Raw genomic sequence first — 19,355 nt, forward strand, 5'->3', positions numbered from 1 at the left:
ACCCTTATTAACCAAGATTTTTGATTGGTTAACAGGGGCCATTCGGCCCCTGTTTTATATCTGCAAATTAGTCGATTTTTTATAGAGGATTTAACAATGGCAATTACTGCTGCCCAAGTTAAAGAACTGCGCGACCGTACTGGCGCAGGCATGATGGATTGTAAAAACGCTCTGACAGAAGCTAACGGCGACATGGAGTTAGCAATTGACAACATGCGTAAGTCTGGCGCTGCTAAAGCTGCTAAAAAAGCGGGTAACATCGCTGCTGACGGTACAATTTTGATCAAGAATGGCGAAGGTTTCGCTGCGCTATTAGAAGTTAACTGTCAAACTGACTTCGTTGCTAAAGATTCAAACTTCTTAGCATTCGCGAACGCAGTATTAGATGCCGCTGCTGCATCTAAAGTGACTCTTGAAGATTTAAAAGCACAGTTCGAAGATGCACGCGTTGCATTGGTAACTAAAATCGGTGAAAACATCAACATTCGTCGTGTTGAGTACATCGATGGTGCAAACTTATCTTCATACCGTCACGGTGAGCGCATTGGCGTTGTTGTTGCCGGTGAAGCTGACGAAGAAACCTTAAAGCACATCGCAATGCACGTTGCTGCTTCTAAGCCTGAATACGTGAACCCAGAAGATGTTCCTGCAGAAATCGTTGCAAGAGAACAAGCTCTGCAAATCGAAATGTCAATGAACGAAGGCAAATCGGCAGAGATCGCTGAGAAGATGGTTCTTGGTCGTATGAAGAAGTTCACCGGTGAGATCTCTCTGACTGGTCAAGCTTACATCATGGAACCAAAGAAAACTGTTGGCGAAATTCTGAAAGAGAAAGGCGCTAAAGTCACTAACTTCATTCGTTTAGAAGTGGGTGAAGGTATTGAGAAGAAAGAAGAAGATTTCGCGGCTGAAGTTGCTGCTCAAATCGCTGCTTCTAAAAAGGCTTAATCGCCAACGCTAAATACCCCCAAGACCGCGGCAATAGCTGCGGTCTTGTTATGACCAGGATAAAAATTATGAGCACCAATCCAAAACCCGCATTTAGACGCATTCTTCTTAAATTAAGTGGCGAAGCACTGATGGGCGACGAAGGCTTCGGCATCGACCCTAAAGTATTAGATCGCATGGCTCAGGAAGTGAAAGAGCTGGTTGAGCTGGGTATTCAGGTGGGTGTGGTTATTGGTGGTGGTAATCTGTTTCGCGGTGAAGGCCTAGCAAAAGCAGGCATGAACCGTGTGGTGGGCGATCACATGGGTATGCTGGCAACGGTTATGAACGGCTTGGCAATGCGAGACGCCCTGCACCGTGCCTATGTTAATGCTCGTCTGATGTCAGCTATCCCGTTAAAGGGTGTGTGTGATGATTACAATTGGGCTGAAGCGATCAGCTTGCTAAAATCTGGCCGAGTGGTTATTTTTGCTGCCGGTACAGGTAATCCTTTCTGCACGACCGATTCTGCGGCCTGTTTACGCGGCATTGAAATCGAAGCTGAAGTCGTATTGAAAGGCACTAAAGTCGACGGTGTATACTCCGAAGACCCAATGAAGAACCCTGATGCCGTTAAGTATGATGAAGTGACTTATGCGGAAATTCTGGAAAAAGAATTAAAAGTAATGGACTTAGCCGCCTTTACTATGGCGCGTGATCACGACATGCCTATTTTAGTCTTCAACATGAATAAACCTGGCGCTCTACGCCGCGTTATCATGGGTGAAGAAGAAGGCACGCTGATCAGAGCGAAAAAAGTTATTTAATGACCAAGAAGGACATTTAACGTGATTGAGAACATTAAGAAAGATGCGCAAGAGCGTATGGGTAAATGCGTTGACGCGACTAAAAACCAAATGGCAAAAGTGCGTACCGGTCGTGCCCACCCAAGCCTGCTGGATTCCATTCAAGTCTCTTACTACGGCACTATGACGCCACTAAACCAAGTGGCTAACGTGGGCGTTGAAGATTCACGCACTCTGTCTGTGACTGTGTTTGACCGTAGTGCTATCCAAGCCGTTGAAAAGGCTATTATGAGCTCTGATTTAGGTCTGAACCCTATGTCAGCTGGCGCGACATTACGTATTCCATTACCCGCGCTGACTGAAGAACGTCGTAAAGACTTCATCAAAGTGGTGCGTAACGAAGCTGAAAACGGTCGTATTGCTATCCGTAACGTGCGTCGTGATGCTATTTCTGAAGTGAAAAAGCTTGAAAAAGCTAAAGCTTGTACTGAAGATGATGTGCGTCGCAGTGAAGAAGAAGTGCAAAAGTTCACCGATGCTCACATTAAAAAGGTCGATGAGATTTTAGCGGCCAAAGAAATTGAGTTGATGGAAGTCTAATCTCAGTTCGATAAGCTAGAGTTGATGCGCCGTGTAGGGGTATACTACACGGCGTTTGTCTATTTTAAAGGGCTGTATTAGATGTCATCCACAGTGGAACTTGATCCGCACCCTAGGACGAGTGAGAGTGATTTATACACTCAAACGACCTTGCCGGGACAATTGCCCGAACTCGTGAAACAGTCGTTACCTAAGCATGTTGCTATTATCATGGATGGCAATGGGCGTTGGGCACAAACCCAAGGTAAACCACGAGTGATGGGACATAAGGCTGGTGTTAAGGCCGTTAGAAGAGCCGTAAGCACGGCAAGCCAATTAGGCATTGAATCGCTAACCTTATTTGCATTTTCTAGCGAGAATTGGCGTAGACCCGATAAAGAAGTCAGCTTGCTGATGGAGTTGTTTTTTACCGTATTACAGCGCGAAATTAAATTGCTGGATAAGAATCAGGTTAAGCTCAACATTATTGGCGATATCAGCCGCTTTTCGGCGCGATTACAGAAGCAAATTGCTGCTGCTCAAGAGAAGACATCTCGCAATACTGGCTTGGTTCTGAATGTTGCGGCTAACTATGGTGGCCGTTGGGACATACTTCAAGCAGCACAAAAATTAGCGGAAAAGGTCGAAACTGGCGAAATGACCAGCAGTCAGTTCACCGAAGAAGCCTTAAGTGCACATTTGTGCATGCAAAATCAGAGTGAAGTTGATTTAATGATCCGCACGGGCGGGGACTGTCGCATCAGCAATTTTGTGCTGTGGCAGGCGGCCTATGCAGAATTGGTGTTTACCGACACCCTTTGGCCTGATTTCGATGAACAGGCTTTTCATGAAGCGATAGCCATTTTTGCAAGTCGCCAGCGCCGTTTTGGTCTGACTGGAAGTCAGATTGATGAGATGCGTGCATTGTAAAACCTCATGAGGGATTTTTTTTGCTAAAACAACGAATAATAACAGCAACTTGGTTAGTTCCATTAGTTTTGGGGGCGATATTTTTGCTCCCTGCCAGCTACTTCGCCTGGGCCTTAGTTGCCGTCTTCCTTATTGCAGCAAAGGAATGGGGAAGAATTATCGATAATCAGTGTGATGTCACTCAGTGGAGCTTTACCTTCACAGTCGGCATTCTATTGGTGGCAATTAATCTGATTGTGCCAATTGATGCAGTTTGGTTAAGCCACCAGTTACATCCTATCTATTTGGCCATTCTCTATATTGGTGCATTCTGGTGGTTAGCATCACTATTATTAGTGGTAACTTATCCTAAAAGCGCTAAGTTCTGGCAAAAGAATCCTATGTTTAAGTCCATGTTTGGACAGTTAACCTTAGTGCCTTGCTTTGTTGCTCTTATCGCGCTCAAATCCATTAGCTCACAAACTTCACCCTATTACGGCCCAGTATTAGTACTGTTAGTGATGTTGATTGTGTGGGCCGCAGATTCTGGGGCTTACTTCGTCGGTAAAGCGATAGGTAAAACGAAACTGATGCCTGCAGTGAGCCCTGCTAAAACCTTGGAAGGCCTAGTTGGTGGTTTAGTGACGACTATGCTCGTGGTTGCAGGTGTTATGTATTATTCGCCAGAGCAAGAACTGGGTTTAGTTGTGGCAGTGACCTTATTTGTTGCTTTAGTGTCAGCGCTGGGCGATTTATCTGAGAGTATGTTTAAGCGTGCGGCCTGTATTAAAGATTCTGGCACTATTTTGCCCGGTCACGGCGGCGTGCTCGACCGCATCGACAGCCTGACTGCAGCCTTGCCGGTGTTTACCCTGATCTACATTGCATTCTGGATGTAACGCTATGCAAAATATGGTGATTTTGGGTGCTACCGGTTCAATTGGTGCTAGTACCTTAAGCGTGATTTCGGCTAATCCATTGGCTTATAGCATCTACGGATTGGTTGCCAATGCGAGCGTTGATAAGATGCTGGCTTTGTGTGTAGCCCATAAACCGAAAGTTGCGCATATGGTGGATGAAGAGGCTGCGAAACAGTTACGCGCCGTTTTACCCGCTGCGCTCAATATCCAAGTCACTACTGGCATGAACGATTTACTCGGTTTAGTGACGGCTGCCGATGTGGATACTGTAATGGCAGCGATTGTCGGGGCGGCAGGGCTAGTACCAACCCTTGAAGCCGTGAAGGCGGGAAAGCGAGTATTACTGGCCAATAAAGAAGCTTTAGTCATGTCGGGTGAGTTGTTTATTGAGGCGACTAAGCGCTCTGGTGCTGTGCTCTTGCCCGTGGACAGTGAGCATAATGCTATCTTTCAATGTTTACCCCTAGAAGTGCAAGCTAACCTCGGCCGTTGCGATTTAGCTGCGTCGGGTATATCCCATATTTTGTTAACCGGTTCTGGCGGGCCTTTCCTGCGGTCGGATCTTGCGACACTTGCGGCCATGACGCCTGCCCAAGCCTGTAAACACCCTAATTGGTCCATGGGACCTAAAATCTCTGTTGACTCCGCCACTATGATGAATAAGGGTTTAGAGTTCATTGAGGCGCGGTGGTTGTTTAATACTCAGGCTGAGCAACTTAAAGTGGTTATTCATCCGCAAAGCGTGATCCACTCTATGGTGCAGTACCGTGATGGTTCGGTTATCGCCCAAATGGGTAACCCAGATATGCGCACACCGATTGCCCATTGCATGGCTTATCCGCAAAGAATTCATTCGGGCGTTGAACCTTTAGATTTTTTCAAAGTCGGACAGTTAAGCTTTTATGAACCTGATTTTGAACGTTTCCCTTGTTTGGCTTTGGCTATGGAGGCGTGTGCCCAAGGCCAAGAGGCAACAACCGTATTAAATGCTGCCAATGAGGTCGCTGTTGAAGCATTCTTGCAGGGGCAAATTGGTTTTACGCAAATTGCAAAAGTGAATGAGGCTTGTTTAGTCACTGTGCCTAAACGTCCTATGGGCAGCATAGAAGATATTTTAGCCTTAGATGCGCAAACCCGCGTCTATGCGTGTGAGACATTAGCAAGCATCGCTTAGCAATAGCTGAGTGATTAAATTTATAACGTAAGGAGTGGGATGTTAGATTTTTTATGGAACTTAGGTTCTTTCATCGTTGCACTGGGTCTGTTAATTACTGCCCACGAATACGGCCATTTCTATATCGCGCGACGTTGTGGCGTGAAAGTCGAACGTTTCTCCATTGGTTTTGGTAAGGCTATTTGGCGCCGTGTTGGTAAAGACGGCACTGAATATGTGTTAGCCATGATCCCCCTTGGCGGCTATGTCAAAATGCTCGATGAGCGTGTTGAAGACGTTCCCGATGAATTAAAAGATCAAGCGTTCAATCGTAAAACCGTATGGCAACGTATTGCGATTGTGGCCGCAGGTCCAATTGCTAACTTTATTTTTGCCATCGTTGCTCTGTATTTTATGTATCTGATTGGTGTGCCATCACTTAAGCCTGTGATCACCTCGACGACCCCCGGGACTGCTGCTGCGCAAATTCAAATCACAGAGCCAATGCAAATAACGGCCATTTCCGGTCAGGCTGTGCGTAACTGGGAAGAAGTGAATTTAGCTTTAGTCGGCCACATAGGTGATGAAAGTCTGAGTGTATCGCTAACGCCATTGAATGGTTTGCAAGGTTTAGACTCTAGTGCGCGGTCTTATACCTTAGATACGCGTAATTGGCGTTTTGATCCTGAAAAAGAATCCCCGATTACGGCATTAGGGTTAGGGATTTATCGTCCCGAAATCGTCCCCACCATTGCTGCGATTAGTCCTGACAGTGCCGCTGCGAATAGTGAGCTAAAAGTCGGTGACACCTTAGTCGCAATAAATGGTAAAAATTATACCGATTGGCAGGCTTTTGTTGACATTATTCAACATTCTGCCAATGTGCCTGTGAGTTTAACTGTGCGTCGCAATGGCGAACAGTTTAATGTGGCAGTGACACCCTTAAGCAGTAAAAATGCCGATGGCCAAGAGATAGGTATGCTCGGGGTGAGCCCGACCCAAGCACAATGGCCAGACAATATGCGTTTACAACTTGAATATGGACCAATCGATTCTTTCGGCATAGCAGCAGATAAAACATGGCAACTTGTTGCTGTGAGCTTTAAGATGATTGGCAAATTATTTACCGGCGATGTGTCGGTGAAAAACCTGAGTGGACCCATTTCGATCGCACAGGGTGCGGGCAGTAGTGCAAACTATGGCTTGGTCTATTTTCTCGGGTTCCTCGCGCTCATCAGCGTCAATTTAGGCATCATTAACTTGCTGCCTTTACCTGTGCTCGATGGGGGACACCTGCTGTATTACTTTATTGAAGTAATAACTGGTAAACCTGTACCTGAAAAGGTGCAGGAAATAGGATTCAGATTTGGGGCAGCAATACTGCTGATGTTGATGAGCGTTGCGCTTTTCAATGATTTTGCCCGACTCTGAGCAAGGACAGACTAATAATTAGAAGTGCTCTATGAGATTGAATAAACTTTTTGCCTCGATGTTATTCGTCGGTGCGTCGTTTTCAGGGACTGTGTTGGCTGATACTTTCCAACCGTTTGAAGTGACCGACATCCAAGTTGAAGGTTTGCAACGAGTTGCACTCGGTGCTGCCTTGTTAAGCTTACCAGTAAAAGTAGGTGACACTGTTGATCAGTTAAGAATCCAGCAAGCGATTAAAAGCTTGTATGCATCGACTAACTTTGAAAATGTCTCCGTGAGCCGAGATGGCGGCGTATTAGTGGTGAAAGTCACTGAGCGTCCGACTATTAGTGCCGTGACATTCGATGGCAACAAAGACATTAAAGACGAACAGTTACAGGAAAGTCTGGACGGTTCTGGCGTTAAAGTCGGTGAGTCCCTCGATCGCACTATGTTGACCGGTATTGAAAAGGGTCTGCAGGATTTCTACTACGGCGTGGGTAAATACGGCGCGAAAGTGGAAGCCCAAGTGATTAACTTACCCCGTAATCGGGTTGAGCTGAAATTTAAGTTTACCGAAGGTTTAGCGGCCGAAATCCGCCAAATTAACGTGGTCGGTAATCATGAGTTCACCGATGCTGAGTTGATTGGCATGTTGGAACTTAAAGATTATGTGGCTTGGTGGGATCTGTTTGGTGAGCGTCGTTATCAGAAGCAAAAACTGCAGGCCGATCTCGAGACCATCAAAACCTATTATCACAATAAAGGTTATATCCGCTTCGAAGTCACCTCGACTCAAGTGGCCATGACGCCTGACCGTAAAGGTTTATATATCACCATCAACGTAGATGAAGGTGAGAAGTATAAAGTTAAAGAAGTAAACCTGACGGGTGATTTGATGGGCCGTGAAGAGTTGATGAAATCAATTCTGCCAATCAAAGCAGGTGATATGTACAACGGCGGTGATGTGACTTTCACCGAAGAAATGTACAGCAAATATTTAGGCCGCTTCGGTTATGCTTACCCTGAAGTGAAAACCTACCCTGAAATTGATGATAAGACTAAAGAAGTCACCTTAAACATCAATGTTAAACCGGGTAAACGTGTTTACGTACGGGCGATTAACTTCACTGGTAACACAGTGACTAAAGATGAAGTGATGCGCCGTGAGCTGCGTCAGATGGAAGGGGCTTGGTTAAACTCAGCGCAAGTTGAGCAATCTAAAGCGCGTCTTAACCGTTTGGGTTTCTTCGAAACCGTTGACACTGAAACCATTCAAGTGCCAGGTACCGATGATTTAGTCGATGTTGCGGTTAAAGTGAAAGAGCAGCCGTCGGGCTCATTCAACGCGGGTGTCGGTTATGGTACTGAATCAGGTCTGAGTTTGCAGTTTGGTGTACAACAAAACAACTTCTTAGGCACAGGTAACCAAGCGGGTATCAGCTTGAGCACCAACAAGTACTCTAAAAACGTTAACTTATCCTATACCGATCCGTACTGGACAAAAGACGGTGTGAGTTTAGGCGGGAGCGTTTATTGGAGTGAGTTTGACGCCAATGAAGCTAACTTAGAACGCTATAAAAACAGTTCGTATGGTGTGGCGCTTAACTCGGGTTTCCCGATTAACGAATACAACCGTATCAATGGTGGTATTGGCTATCGTCACAACACGATTTCTGAGATCTCAGCTTATGAGCAGGCACTGCGTTTCTATAACATCTATCGTGATGACGATCCAAACGCGGACTTAAGTTTCGATAACTTCGAACTCAGCCTGGGCTGGTATCGTAGCACCTTGAACCGTGGCACTTTCCCAACAGATGGCTCTTCTCAGCGTCTGAACGGCAAAATGACTTCGCCAGGGTCTGATTTACAGTATTTTAAGACAGACTTTGACACTAACTATTATTTCCCTGTTAACCGCAGTCAGAGCGTTGTGCTCTTGGCCCGTGGTCGATTAGGTTATGGTAACGGTTATGGTCAATTTAATGATAATGACCAAATTCTGCCTTTCTGGGAAAACTATTACTCAGGTGGTAGTAGCTCGCTACGTGGCTTTAAGTCTAACTCTGTAGGCCCTCGTTCATTCTATCTCTATCGAGGTAGTGAACCGTGTGCACCGGATCCATCGGGCGATGGCTGTAGCTTGCCTGGCGATCCTAATAGTATCCAAGTCAGTTCTGGCCGCTCTATCGGTGGTAATGCCCTTGCAACGGCAAGTATGGAGTTGATTGTACCAACCCCATTTTTGGATGAGGCTTACACTAACTCAGTTCGTACTAGCTTCTTCGTCGATGCGGGTAACGTCTGGGATACTGAGTTTGATTACGAGTCATATCAAACACTTCCGGCGGACGAGTTTGCTAAGTTACAAGACTATAGTGATCCAGCTCGCCTGCGCGCCTCTTGGGGCTTGAGTGTGCAATGGTTATCACCTATGGGACCTATGGTGTTCAGCTTGGCGTGGCCGCTTAAAGAATATGAAGGTGACCAAACGGAGATCTTCTCTTTCAATATTGGCAAAACTTTTTAAAAGGCATACACTCGGCAAGTTTTGCTGACAATAACAAGGTAACAAGGAGTTTATTTTGAACAAGATGGTAAATTGCGCGCTGATGACGTTAGTTTTGTTAGGCGCGCCGTTAGTGGCACATGCTGAGAAAATTGCCGTAGTGGATATGGGCGCTGTGTTTGAACAGCTCCCACAACGTGAACAGATCTCCCAATCTCTGAAGAAAGAGTTTGGTGATCGCGTAGCTGATGTCCAAAAAATGCAAGAAGAAATGCGTTCTCTGATGGAGAAGCAGCAACGTGACGGTGCGTTAATGAACGATGCACAAAAAACTGAGCTGGTTCGTAAAATGGAATCGCTAAAATCTGAATATCAGTTAAAAGGCAAAGCATTGGATGAAGACCTACGTCGTCGCCAAGGTGAAGAGCAAAATAAACTGTTAGTTAAAGTGCAAAAAGCCATCAACACTATCGCTGAAAAAGACCAATATGATTTGGTATTACAACGTGGTGCTGTCATTTATGTTAAGCCTAACGCTGACATCAGTGGCAAAGTGGTTGAAGCCTTAAGCAAAGGCAAGTAATAGATGAATAGTGTGACTTTAAAAGAGCTATGCCTGTTATTAGACGGTGATATCCAAGGCGACGAAACGCTAATTATTAATAGTGTGGCGACCTTAGAAAATGCCAAGGCGGGTCAGATCTCTTTTTTAGCCAACAGTAAATACCGCTCTCAGCTTGAGGCAACTCAAGCGAGTGCGGTGTTATTGTCAGCTAAAGATGCGCAGGATTATCAAGGTACTGCGTTAATTGTAAAAGATCCATATGTCGGTTTTGCCCGTGTTGCTCAGTATTTGGACACGACACCCAAAGCGGCGGTGGGCATCCATCCTTCGGCTCAAATTGATCCTTCAGCCCATTTAGGGGAAGGTGTCGCTATTGGCGCGAATGCTGTGATTGGTGCGAACGTCATTTTAGGTGAAAATGTGCAGATTGGTGCCGGTGTTGTGCTGGGACAAGATGTGGTTATTGGCTCAAAAACACGTTTGTGGGCTAATGTCACCGTCTATCACGATGTGCATTTAGGGCAGGATTGTATTATCCATTCGGGTGCCGTATTAGGCTCAGATGGTTTTGGTTATGCTAACGAACGTGGTCAGTGGATTAAAATTCCGCAGACAGGTGGCGTGCGTATTGGCGATCGGGTTGAGATTGGTGCTAATTCAACGGTAGATCGTGGGGCATTAGGCCATACAGAGATCCACGACGGTGTGATTATTGATAACCAAGTGCAAATTGCCCATAACGATATAATCGGCGAAAATACTGCTATTGCAGGCAGTACTACTGTTGCTGGCAGTGTCACTATTGGTAAATATTGTATTATTGGTGGTAGCTGTGCCATCGCAGGTCATTTGAGCATAGCCGATGGTGTGCATGTGTCTGGTGCTACCAATATCACCACTAATATGCGTGAGCCTGGCTTATACTCTTCTGCCACCGTGGCAATGGACAATAAACTTTGGCGTAAAAATACAGTTCGTTTCCGTCAGTTAGATGAACTGTTCCAGCGTGTTAAAACGTTGGAAAAAAATTTAAAAACACCAGATTAATTGCCCCAAGGCAATTTGAGGAACTCGGTTCGTGTCTAATCAAATGAACACTATGGATATTAAAGAAATACTTAAATATCTACCCCATAGATATCCATTCCTATTGATCGATCGTGTGCTTGATTACACTCCTGGTGTTAGTCTGCAGGCGATCAAAAACGTTTCAATAAATGAGCCATTTTTTCAGGGACATTTCCCGATACAACCTGTGATGCCAGGTGTGCTTATTTTAGAAGCGATGGCGCAGGCAACTGGCCTGTTAGCCTTTAAAACGATGAGTAGTGATGTACCACCACTAGGTGTGTTGTATTACTTTGCTGGTATCGATAATGCGCGTTTTAGACGTGTGGTTGAGCCAGGAGATCAAATTCATTTTGATGTCAAAATGATTAAAGAGCGCCGCGGGATTGGCGTTTTCTACGGTGAGGCCAAAGTGGATGGTGAAGTGGTTTGTTCCGCTGAAATCATGTGTGCCCGCAGAGAGATTAGTCAGTGATAGATACATTAGCGTTTGTGCATCCCGATGCAAAAATTGGCAATAACGTCACTATTGGCCCTTGGACCTATATCGGTGCGGGCGTCGAAATTGGTGATGATTGTTGGTTGAGTTCCCATGTGGTGGTCAAAGGCCCAACGATTATCGGCAAAGGGAATCGTATTTTTCAATTCGCCTCCGTTGGTGAAGAATGCCAAGACAAAAAGTACGCTGGCGAGCCGACACGACTGATCATTGGTGACAATAATGTGATCCGTGAAAATGTGACCATTCACCGCGGTACAGTTCAAGATAACAGTGAAACCCGTATTGGGTCGAATAACCTGTTGATGAACTATGTGCATATCGCCCATGACTGTGTGGTCGGCGATAATGTCATCATGGCGAATAACGCATCTATTGCAGGTCACGTGCACGTCGGTGACTGGGCGATTTTAGGCGGTATGACAGGTGTGCATCAGTTTGTGCATATTGGTGCCCATGCATTTACTGCTGGTTGTTCTTTAGTACTGCAGGATGTGCCTCCCTTTGTGATGGCAGCGGGTCAACCGACAGTGCCTCGTGGCTTAAACAGCGAAGGTATGAAGCGTCGCGGTTTTTCTAAAGAAAGCCAGTTAGCCGTGCGTCGTGCTTATAAAACCTTATACCGTAGCAGTTTAACGGTAGAAGAAGCGATTGAAGCATTAGCTGAAGATGCGCAGAACGATGAGCAAGTCAAATTACTGCTTGAGTTTGTAAAGTCATCGAGTCGCGGCATTATTCGCTAACTTGATGACCACATGACAACAAAAGGGCATTTTTATGCCCTTTTGTATTATTGGTTTAAGCCTTTTTTGTGGTAGACGTAGTCGTTAAAAATGCGTTTATTCATCAATGCATTCGACCATAAATGTGCTTAGTCATTAATTGAATCATTAACTTAACATAAGTGTAGGCTTGGAACGATGCATTTTAGGTGCGGTTTACCTCTTCATCCAATGCCATTAATTCATGAGACGTGATTGGTTTATGAGCAATAAAACTCCATTAGTGTTTGCCATGGTTGCCGGAGAACTCTCAGGCGATATTTTAGGTGCAGGTTTAATGGCTGCGCTGCAAAAGACCCATCCCGATGCGCGCTTTGTCGGTATCGGTGGACCCCGCATGGAAGCCCTAGGCTTCAAATCCCTGTTTGCGATGGAAGAACTCGCAGTGATGGGAATCGTTGAAGTGTTATCCCGTCTACCTCGCTTATTAAAAGTGCGGTCATCCTTGATTAGAGAGATCACCGCGCTTAAGCCCGATTGTTTTATTGGCATAGATGCACCGGATTTTAATATAGGCCTCGAGCTTAAACTCAAAGCGCGCGGTATTAAAACCGTCCATTATGTGAGCCCATCCGTGTGGGCATGGCGCCCAAAACGTATATTCAAAATCGCGAAGGCGACCCATATGGTGTTGTCGCTATTGCCATTTGAGAAAGCTTTTTATGACAAGCATCAAGTACCTTGTACCTTTGTGGGTCATACCTTAGCGGATGATATTCCGTTGCGAAGCGATAAAGCGGCGGCGCGCCAGTTACTTGAACTCGATGCCGATGCAGAATATTTAGCGATTCTACCGGGATCCCGTGGTGGCGAGTTAAAGCAATTGGCCGAGCCTTTCGTAAAGGCGGCTTTACTGATTAAACAGAACTTCCCTGATATACGTTTTGTGACGCCACTGGTCAATCAAAAACGCCGTGAGCAATTTGAGCAAGCGCTGAAGGATTTTGCACCGGATCTCGAAATTCATATGGTCGAAGGTCAGTCGCGCGAAGTCATGGCGGCTGCCGATGGCATTTTATTAGCATCTGGCACCGCGACGTTAGAAGCCATGTTGGTCAAGCGTCCAATGGTGGTGGCTTATCGTGTTAGCCCTATGACCTATTGGATTGCTAAGCGCATGATGCAGGTCGAGCGTTTTTCTTTACCGAATCTACTGGCTGGAAAAGATCTCGTCCCTGAGCTCATTCAAGAAGATTGCACGCCAGAGAAAATAGCTGCGGCGGTCACAGTCGAGTTAAATCGAGATTTTACGCCGCTCAAAGCTGAGTTTGATGCCCTGCACCAAGTGTTACGCCGTGATGCGAGCTTAAAAGCCGCTGAAGCGGTAATGGCACTGGTTGAGCCTAAACCAAGTCATGCTAAATCACTGGAGGCTAACTAGTGGCAACTTTTAAAAGTTTAACCGACGCCGATTTGCTGGCCTTTTCGACGGGATTAATTGCTGGTGTGGATGAAGTCGGCCGTGGGCCATTAGTCGGCGATGTAGTGACTGCGGCTGTGATTTTAGATCCAAACAAGCCCATCAGTGGTCTGAATGATTCCAAGAAACTCAGTGAGAAGCGCCGCGAAGCTTTGTTTGATGAGATTTGTGAAAAAGCCCTGTGTTATCACGTGGGCCGCGCAAGTCCTGTTGAAATCGATACGCTTAATATCTTGCATGCCACTATGTTGGCAATGCAGCGCGCGGTTGCAGGGCTTAAAATTGCGCCTGCGTTGGTGTTAGTCGATGGCAATCGCAGTCCGGCATTTGTTGCCCATAATGGCGTCTCACTTACCAGTCACAGTATCATTAAAGGTGATGGTTTAATTGCCAGTATTAGTGCCGCATCGATTATCGCCAAAGTGACGCGGGATCGTGAGATGGATGTGCTCGATGCTGCTTATCCGCAATACGGTTTTGCTAAGCATAAGGGCTATCCGACTAAGGCGCATTTTGAGGCCATCGCCGAACATGGGGTATTTGACCAATATCGTAAAAGTTTCAAACCCGTCAAGGCATTACTGGGACTGTAAGCGCTGATTTTTAGCATTTGACCCAAACAAGCCGAAATAGGTATCTTGAGGTTGTTTGGGTATAAGTTCCCGTTATCCAGCAAAGTCACTGGCTCTGGCTGCGTGACTTTGTTAGTCTGCTTTCTAGTTATTGTTAACCTGCTATTCAAAGATAATCCTAATTATGTCCGATCCTCGTTTTGTGCATCTTCGTGTCCACAGTGACTTCTCTATGACCGATGGCGTGGCCAAGGTCAAGCCTATTTTGGCGCAGGTGGAAGCGCAGGGAATGGCGGCTGTCGCCTTGACTGACCAAAATAACTTTTGTGGTTTGGTGAAGTTTTACAGTGGTTGCCATGGTGCGGGGATCAAGCCGATTATTGGTGCCGATTTTTGGATGCAAGTGCCTGGATTTGACGGTGAATTATGCGCCTTAACCATCATTGCGATGAACAATGTCGGTTATCAGAATCTGACCCAAATCATCAGTCAAGCCTATTTGCGTGGCCAAGTGGCCGGCCGTGTAGTGATAGACCAAGAGTGGTTACTCACTTATAACGAAGGCATTTTGCTGTTATCGGGCGCCAAAGAAGGCGATCTGGGTAAGGCACTGCTCAAGGGCAATGGCACACAAGTCGAATCTTTATGCGACTTTTATCAGACCCATTTCACTGACCGTTATTTCCTCGAACTTATCCGCACAGGTCGCCCCGATGAAGAGCGTTATCTGCATATGGCTGTGGCCTTAGCGCAGGAGAAGGGCATCCCTGTTGTGGCCACTAATCAGGTGGTGTTTCTTAAACCCGAAGATTTTGATGCCCATGAAATTCGGGTGGCAATTCACGATGGCTTTACCCTTGCCGATCCTCGTCGACCTAAAAAATACAGTGAACAGCAGTATTTGCGTAGCGAAGAGGAAATGTGTGAACTATTCGCCGACATTCCTGCGGCGTTGGCGAACAGTGTCGAAATCGCTAAACGCTGTAATGTAACGATCCGTTTATACGAATATTTCCTGCCTAACTTCCCGACGGGCGATATGTCCATCGAAGACTTTCTGGTTGATTGTTCGAAGAAGGGCCTTGAAGAGCGGCTCGAGTTTTTGTTCCCTGATCCTGAGGTGCGCGCCGAGAAACGCGGCGAATACGATAAGCGCCTCGACATTGAACTTAAAGTGATCAACCAGATGGGGTTCCCCGGTTACTTCTTGATCGTAATGGAGTTCATCCAATGGGGTAAAGATAACGGTATTCCAGTAGGGCCTGGTCGTGGCTCGGGCGCGGGTTCACTCGTGGCCTATGCGCTTAAGATTACCGACTTAGACCCATTAGAATTTGACTTACTGTTCGAGCGATTCCTCAACCCTGAGCGGGTTTCTATGCCCGACTTTGACGTCGACTTTTGCATGGATAGACGTGATGAAGTGATCGACCATGTGGCCGAATTGTACGGCCGCGAAGCGGTATCGCAAATCATCACCTTCGGAACTATGGCGGCAAAAGCGGTTATTCGAGACGTTGGCCGTGTGCTGGGTCATCCCTATGGCTTCGTTGACCGAATTTCTAAACTCATTCCACCAGAACCTGGGATGACGCTGGCAAAAGCGTTTGAGGTCGAGCCAGCCCTGCAAGAATCCTATGATGCCGATGAAGACGTAAAAGATCTGATCGACATGTGTCGCAAGCTCGAAGGTGTGACGCGTAACGCGGGTAAACACGCGGGTGGTGTGGTGATTGCACCAACAAAAATTACCGATTTTGCGCCACTCTATTGCGATGCTGAAGGTAAAAACCCAGTAACGCAATTCGATAAAAACGACGTTGAAACCGCAGGTTTAGTTAAATTCGACTTTTTGGGTTTACGCACTTTGACAATCATTGACTGGGCACTGGAAATGGTGAACAAGGTCGAGGTCAAAAACGGTCGCCCACCTGTGCGTATCGAAGCGATTCCGTTAACGGATGCTGCATCTTTCCGCTTGTTGCAAAAATATGAAACCACGGCGGTATTCCAGTTGGAATCCCGCGGTATGAAGGATTTGATTAAGCGTCTGCAGCCCGACTGTTTTGAAGACATGATCGCACTGGTGGCATTGTTCCGTCCTGGGCCTTTGCAATCGGGCATGGTAGATAACTTTATCGAGCGTAAGCATGGGCGCGAGGAAGTATCGTATCCCGATTCTCAGTACCAGCATGAATCCCTAAAAGAACTGCTATCGCCGACCTACGGCATTATTCTGTATCAAGAGCAAGTGATGCAGATTGCACAGGTGTTATCGGGTTACACCCTTGGCGGCGCCGACATGTTGCGCCGTGCTATGGGTAAGAAAAAACCCGAAGAGATGGCCAAGCAGCGCAGTATCTTTAAAGAGGGCGCAATCAATAACGGCATCGACGGCGACTTGTCGATGAAGATCTTCGACTTAGTGGAAAAGTTCGCCGGCTACGGTTTTAACAAATCTCACTCAGCCGCCTATGCGCTTGTGTCTTATCAGACCTTATGGCTAAAAACCCATTATCCTTCGCAGTTTATGGCGGCGGTAATGTCGGCCGATATGGATAACACAGATAAAATTGTGACCTTGGTCGATGAATGCGAGCGTATGGGATTACCGCTCATTCCTCCGGATGTGAACAAAGGCTTGTTCAAATTTACCGTTGATGATGATTTGCGCATTGTTTATGGAATTGGCGCCATTAAAGGCGTGGGTGAAGGTCCAGTTGAATCGATTTTAGAGGCCCGTAAAGATGGCCCCTTCGTGGATTTATTCGATTTCTGTGCCCGTATCGATTTGAAAAAGCTCAATAAGCGCGTGATTGAAAAGCTGATCTGCGCGGGTGCACTCGATACTCTTGGGCCGCATCGTGCGTCTATGATGGCAACCTTGCCAGAAGCGATTCGTGCCGCCGATCAACATGCCAAAGCCGAGGCGATTGGCCAACACGATATGTTTGGTTTGCTCAACAGTGAACCCGAAGATAGTAAGCAGCAGTTTGTCGAATGTACTCCATGGCCAGATAAAATTTGGCTCGAAGGCGAGCGCGAAACCCTAGGCTTGTATTTGACCGGTCATCCGATCAATCAATATTTAAAAGAGCTTAAGCATTACACGTCCGGTCGTTTGAAAGATGTGCATCCCACCGAACGCGGTAAAACTGCTAAGGCTGCGGGGTTAGTGGTGGCAACGCGAGTGATGCTGACCAAGCGCGGCTCGAAAATGGGCCTGTTGACGCTCGATGATAAGAGCGCACGTCTCGAAATCATGTTGTTTACCGAAGCCTTTGAAAAGTTTAATCATCTGCTGGAGAAAGACCGCATCCTCATTTGTGAAGGTGAGGTGAGTTACGATGATTTTGCCGGCGGCAACCGTATGACGGCGCGTAACATTATAGATATCAGTGAGGCGCGCAGCCACTTTGCCAAAGCGCTGGAAATTGATATGGATGGCAGCGAGTTAACGCCATCGGCGTTAGACACTTTCGAGCAAGCCCTAAGCCCGTGGCGTAACGGCGCTGTGCCTGTGGTGATCAATTACACTCAAGCTCAAGCCAAAGGTCAGTTTAGGTTAGCCGATGCTTGGCGAGTGAATCCGACCGATGACTTGATGCTCTCGCTCGAATCGCTCCTCGGGCCAAACAAGGTGAGAATTTTATTCTAATGTTGGTGAATGTCTTAGGTGTAAACAGATGAAGTTAACTTATGTCGGCTAAGTTTGACGAAGCATTGACTGCTGGCGATCTCAGCGCGCATATCTGTGATTTTTTGGCTGCGCAATCCTTAGCGCCTGACAGCAAGTTAGTACTGGCTTACAGTGGTGGGGTTGATTCCGAAGTCTTGGCCTTTGGTTTAAGCCAGTTTGCACGGCAACATCCGGAGTTTAATTATCAGCTAGTGTATGTACACCATGGCCTAAGCGATAACGCTGAGGCTTGGGCACAGCATTGCCTTGAGCGGGGCCAGTATTACGACCTGCCCGTGACGGTTGAGCGAGTCGCGGTTAATCGTGGACCAAGATTGAGCCTTGAAGCCGAAGCTCGAAAAGTCCGTTATCAAGCGATTGAACGGCATTTAAGCGAAAATGATGTGTTATTGACAGCTCACCATGAAGACGATCAGCTCGAAACTATTCTGCTGGCGCTCAAACGTGGTCAAGGCCCGAAAGGGCTGGCGGCCATGGGGCAAGTACAAGCATTAGCACAAGGCAAACAATTGCGGCCGTTATTGGATATCAGCCGTGAGCAGATTGAAGCCTACGCAAAACAGCAGGGCTTAGTGCATATCGAAGATGAAAGTAATCAAGACGATAAGTACGATCGAAATTTTTTACGCTTAGAAATCATTCCCCGCTTAAAAGCGCGTTGGCCGAGTATTGCGACAACTGCGAGTCGAAGTGCGGCATTGTGCGCCGAGCAACAGGCGACGCTGGATTTACAGGTGAGTGAACGTTTACCTTTATGGTTAACCCAAGCGCCTTACCATACTCAAAGTGTATTCAAGCTCGATGGTTTTGCCGAACAGTCAGCCGACTGGCAAGCGTTACTCTTGCGGGGTTTTATTGAATCCCAAGGTTTTGCTTTGCCCTCAAAGGTGCAGCTTAAGCAAATCATCACTCAGCTTCTTAACGCGAAAGACGATGCTAAAGTGCATATTCGAGTGGGTGAGTGTGAAATCCGTCGCTTTGCTAATCAAGTCTATTTATTCAAGAATCAAACTCACAAACGTCACACTCAGCCTGTGAGTTGGACCTTGCCACAGCATGACTTTATTTCTTTATTACAGGGAAATAGTACCGAATTAGTCGTGTCGCCTGCGGGCTTAGCGAATGGTGAGCAGATTAGGCTGATAGTGACAAAACAAGGTCCCAGAGTCCGTTTACCTTGGCCTGATGAAGTCATTAGTGTGCGTTATCAACTTGCGGGGCAATTTCGCTGCCACCCGCATTCTCGGGGTAAGGGGCGAGAATTAAAGAAACTGTGGCAAGAGTTTGCCATTCCGCCTTGGGTACGCGAAAAGGTGGGGTTTGTGTTTTATGGCAAGCAACTGGTGATGGCAATTGGACTGTGGGTTGAAAAGGGCTTTATTGTTGAGTCGAATGGACTTGGTTTACAGGTGTTTGTTGAGGAAGCAAAGGAATTCTAGTCGAGAGTCAATCTTGGAATATTGGTGTGTTCTAGGAAAGCGAGAGGAGAGTGGAACGCAGCGCGTCAGTTTGATTTAGACCTTTATGGGGTAC

At 46.6% G+C, this 19,355-nt stretch carries 16 protein-coding genes; all 16 read left to right on the forward strand.

The window, feature by feature from the left end; translation table 11 throughout:
• The first annotated feature begins 96 nt into the window (after nt 1–96).
• Nucleotides 97–948 carry a translation elongation factor Ts gene (gene tsf, locus HUB64_RS12540; RefSeq protein ID WP_028760606.1) on the forward strand — a complete coding sequence of 284 codons (852 nt, stop codon included), beginning with the start codon at nt 97–99 and terminating at the stop codon, nt 946–948.
• A gap of 68 nt (nt 949–1,016) precedes the next feature.
• Nucleotides 1,017–1,754: a UMP kinase gene (gene pyrH, locus HUB64_RS12545; RefSeq protein WP_006080981.1), complete on the forward strand. Its 738-nt coding sequence runs from the start codon at nt 1,017–1,019 to the stop codon at nt 1,752–1,754.
• 21 nt (nt 1,755–1,775) lie between these two features.
• Complete coding sequence (frr, locus tag HUB64_RS12550; RefSeq protein WP_012088724.1) at nt 1,776–2,333, forward strand: ribosome recycling factor; 558 nt, start codon at nt 1,776–1,778, stop codon at nt 2,331–2,333.
• 81 nt (nt 2,334–2,414) lie between these two features.
• A complete protein-coding gene (locus HUB64_RS12555) occupies nt 2,415–3,242 on the forward strand; it encodes an isoprenyl transferase (protein ID WP_028760605.1) in 828 nt (275 codons plus the stop codon).
• Between the two features lie 20 nt (nt 3,243–3,262).
• Complete coding sequence (locus tag HUB64_RS12560) at nt 3,263–4,120, forward strand: phosphatidate cytidylyltransferase (RefSeq protein WP_105249720.1); 858 nt, start codon at nt 3,263–3,265, stop codon at nt 4,118–4,120.
• A 4-nt stretch (nt 4,121–4,124) separates the two neighbouring features.
• On the forward strand, nt 4,125–5,315 hold the full coding sequence (ispC, locus tag HUB64_RS12565; protein WP_173497101.1) for a 1-deoxy-D-xylulose-5-phosphate reductoisomerase: 1,191 nt from the start codon (nt 4,125–4,127) through the stop codon (nt 5,313–5,315).
• A gap of 39 nt (nt 5,316–5,354) precedes the next feature.
• Nucleotides 5,355–6,725: a sigma E protease regulator RseP gene (rseP, locus tag HUB64_RS12570; protein WP_028760602.1), complete on the forward strand. Its 1,371-nt coding sequence runs from the start codon at nt 5,355–5,357 to the stop codon at nt 6,723–6,725.
• Nucleotides 6,726–6,756: 31 nt separating this feature from the next.
• Nucleotides 6,757–9,237, forward strand: coding sequence for an outer membrane protein assembly factor BamA (bamA, locus tag HUB64_RS12575; RefSeq protein WP_028760601.1), 2,481 nt, complete (start codon nt 6,757–6,759; stop codon nt 9,235–9,237).
• Nucleotides 9,238–9,301: 64 nt separating this feature from the next.
• Complete coding sequence (locus tag HUB64_RS12580) at nt 9,302–9,799, forward strand: OmpH family outer membrane protein (protein ID WP_028760600.1); 498 nt, start codon at nt 9,302–9,304, stop codon at nt 9,797–9,799.
• 3 nt (nt 9,800–9,802) lie between these two features.
• Nucleotides 9,803–10,828 (forward strand): UDP-3-O-(3-hydroxymyristoyl)glucosamine N-acyltransferase, encoded by a 1,026-nt coding sequence (gene lpxD, locus HUB64_RS12585; protein ID WP_105249717.1) that lies wholly within the window; start codon nt 9,803–9,805, stop codon nt 10,826–10,828.
• A 31-nt stretch (nt 10,829–10,859) separates the two neighbouring features.
• The gene (gene fabZ, locus HUB64_RS12590) at nt 10,860–11,324 is read left to right on the forward strand and encodes a 3-hydroxyacyl-ACP dehydratase FabZ (protein ID WP_173497102.1); all 465 of its coding nucleotides are present in this window, start codon (nt 10,860–10,862) and stop codon (nt 11,322–11,324) included.
• Nucleotides 11,321–12,091, forward strand: coding sequence for an acyl-ACP--UDP-N-acetylglucosamine O-acyltransferase (gene lpxA / locus HUB64_RS12595; RefSeq protein ID WP_173245840.1), 771 nt, complete (start codon nt 11,321–11,323; stop codon nt 12,089–12,091). The genes fabZ and lpxA overlap by 4 nt, the downstream gene beginning before the upstream one ends.
• A gap of 241 nt (nt 12,092–12,332) precedes the next feature.
• Nucleotides 12,333–13,511, forward strand: coding sequence for a lipid-A-disaccharide synthase (gene lpxB, locus HUB64_RS12600; RefSeq protein WP_168823178.1), 1,179 nt, complete (start codon nt 12,333–12,335; stop codon nt 13,509–13,511).
• Entirely contained in the window at nt 13,511–14,143 is a 633-nt protein-coding gene (gene rnhB, locus HUB64_RS12605) for a ribonuclease HII (protein WP_173245837.1), read from the forward strand. The genes lpxB and rnhB overlap by 1 nt, the downstream gene beginning before the upstream one ends.
• Nucleotides 14,144–14,306: 163 nt before the next feature.
• The gene (dnaE, locus tag HUB64_RS12610; protein ID WP_173497103.1) at nt 14,307–17,780 is read left to right on the forward strand and encodes a DNA polymerase III subunit alpha; all 3,474 of its coding nucleotides are present in this window, start codon (nt 14,307–14,309) and stop codon (nt 17,778–17,780) included.
• A gap of 41 nt (nt 17,781–17,821) precedes the next feature.
• Nucleotides 17,822–19,261 carry a tRNA lysidine(34) synthetase TilS gene (tilS, locus tag HUB64_RS12615; protein WP_173497104.1) on the forward strand — a complete coding sequence of 480 codons (1,440 nt, stop codon included), beginning with the start codon at nt 17,822–17,824 and terminating at the stop codon, nt 19,259–19,261.
• Nucleotides 19,262–19,355 lie beyond the last annotated feature (94 nt).

This window comes from Shewanella sp. ISTPL2 (genome assembly GCF_013283205.1).
Taxonomy (GTDB): domain Bacteria; phylum Pseudomonadota; class Gammaproteobacteria; order Enterobacterales; family Shewanellaceae; genus Shewanella; species Shewanella oncorhynchi.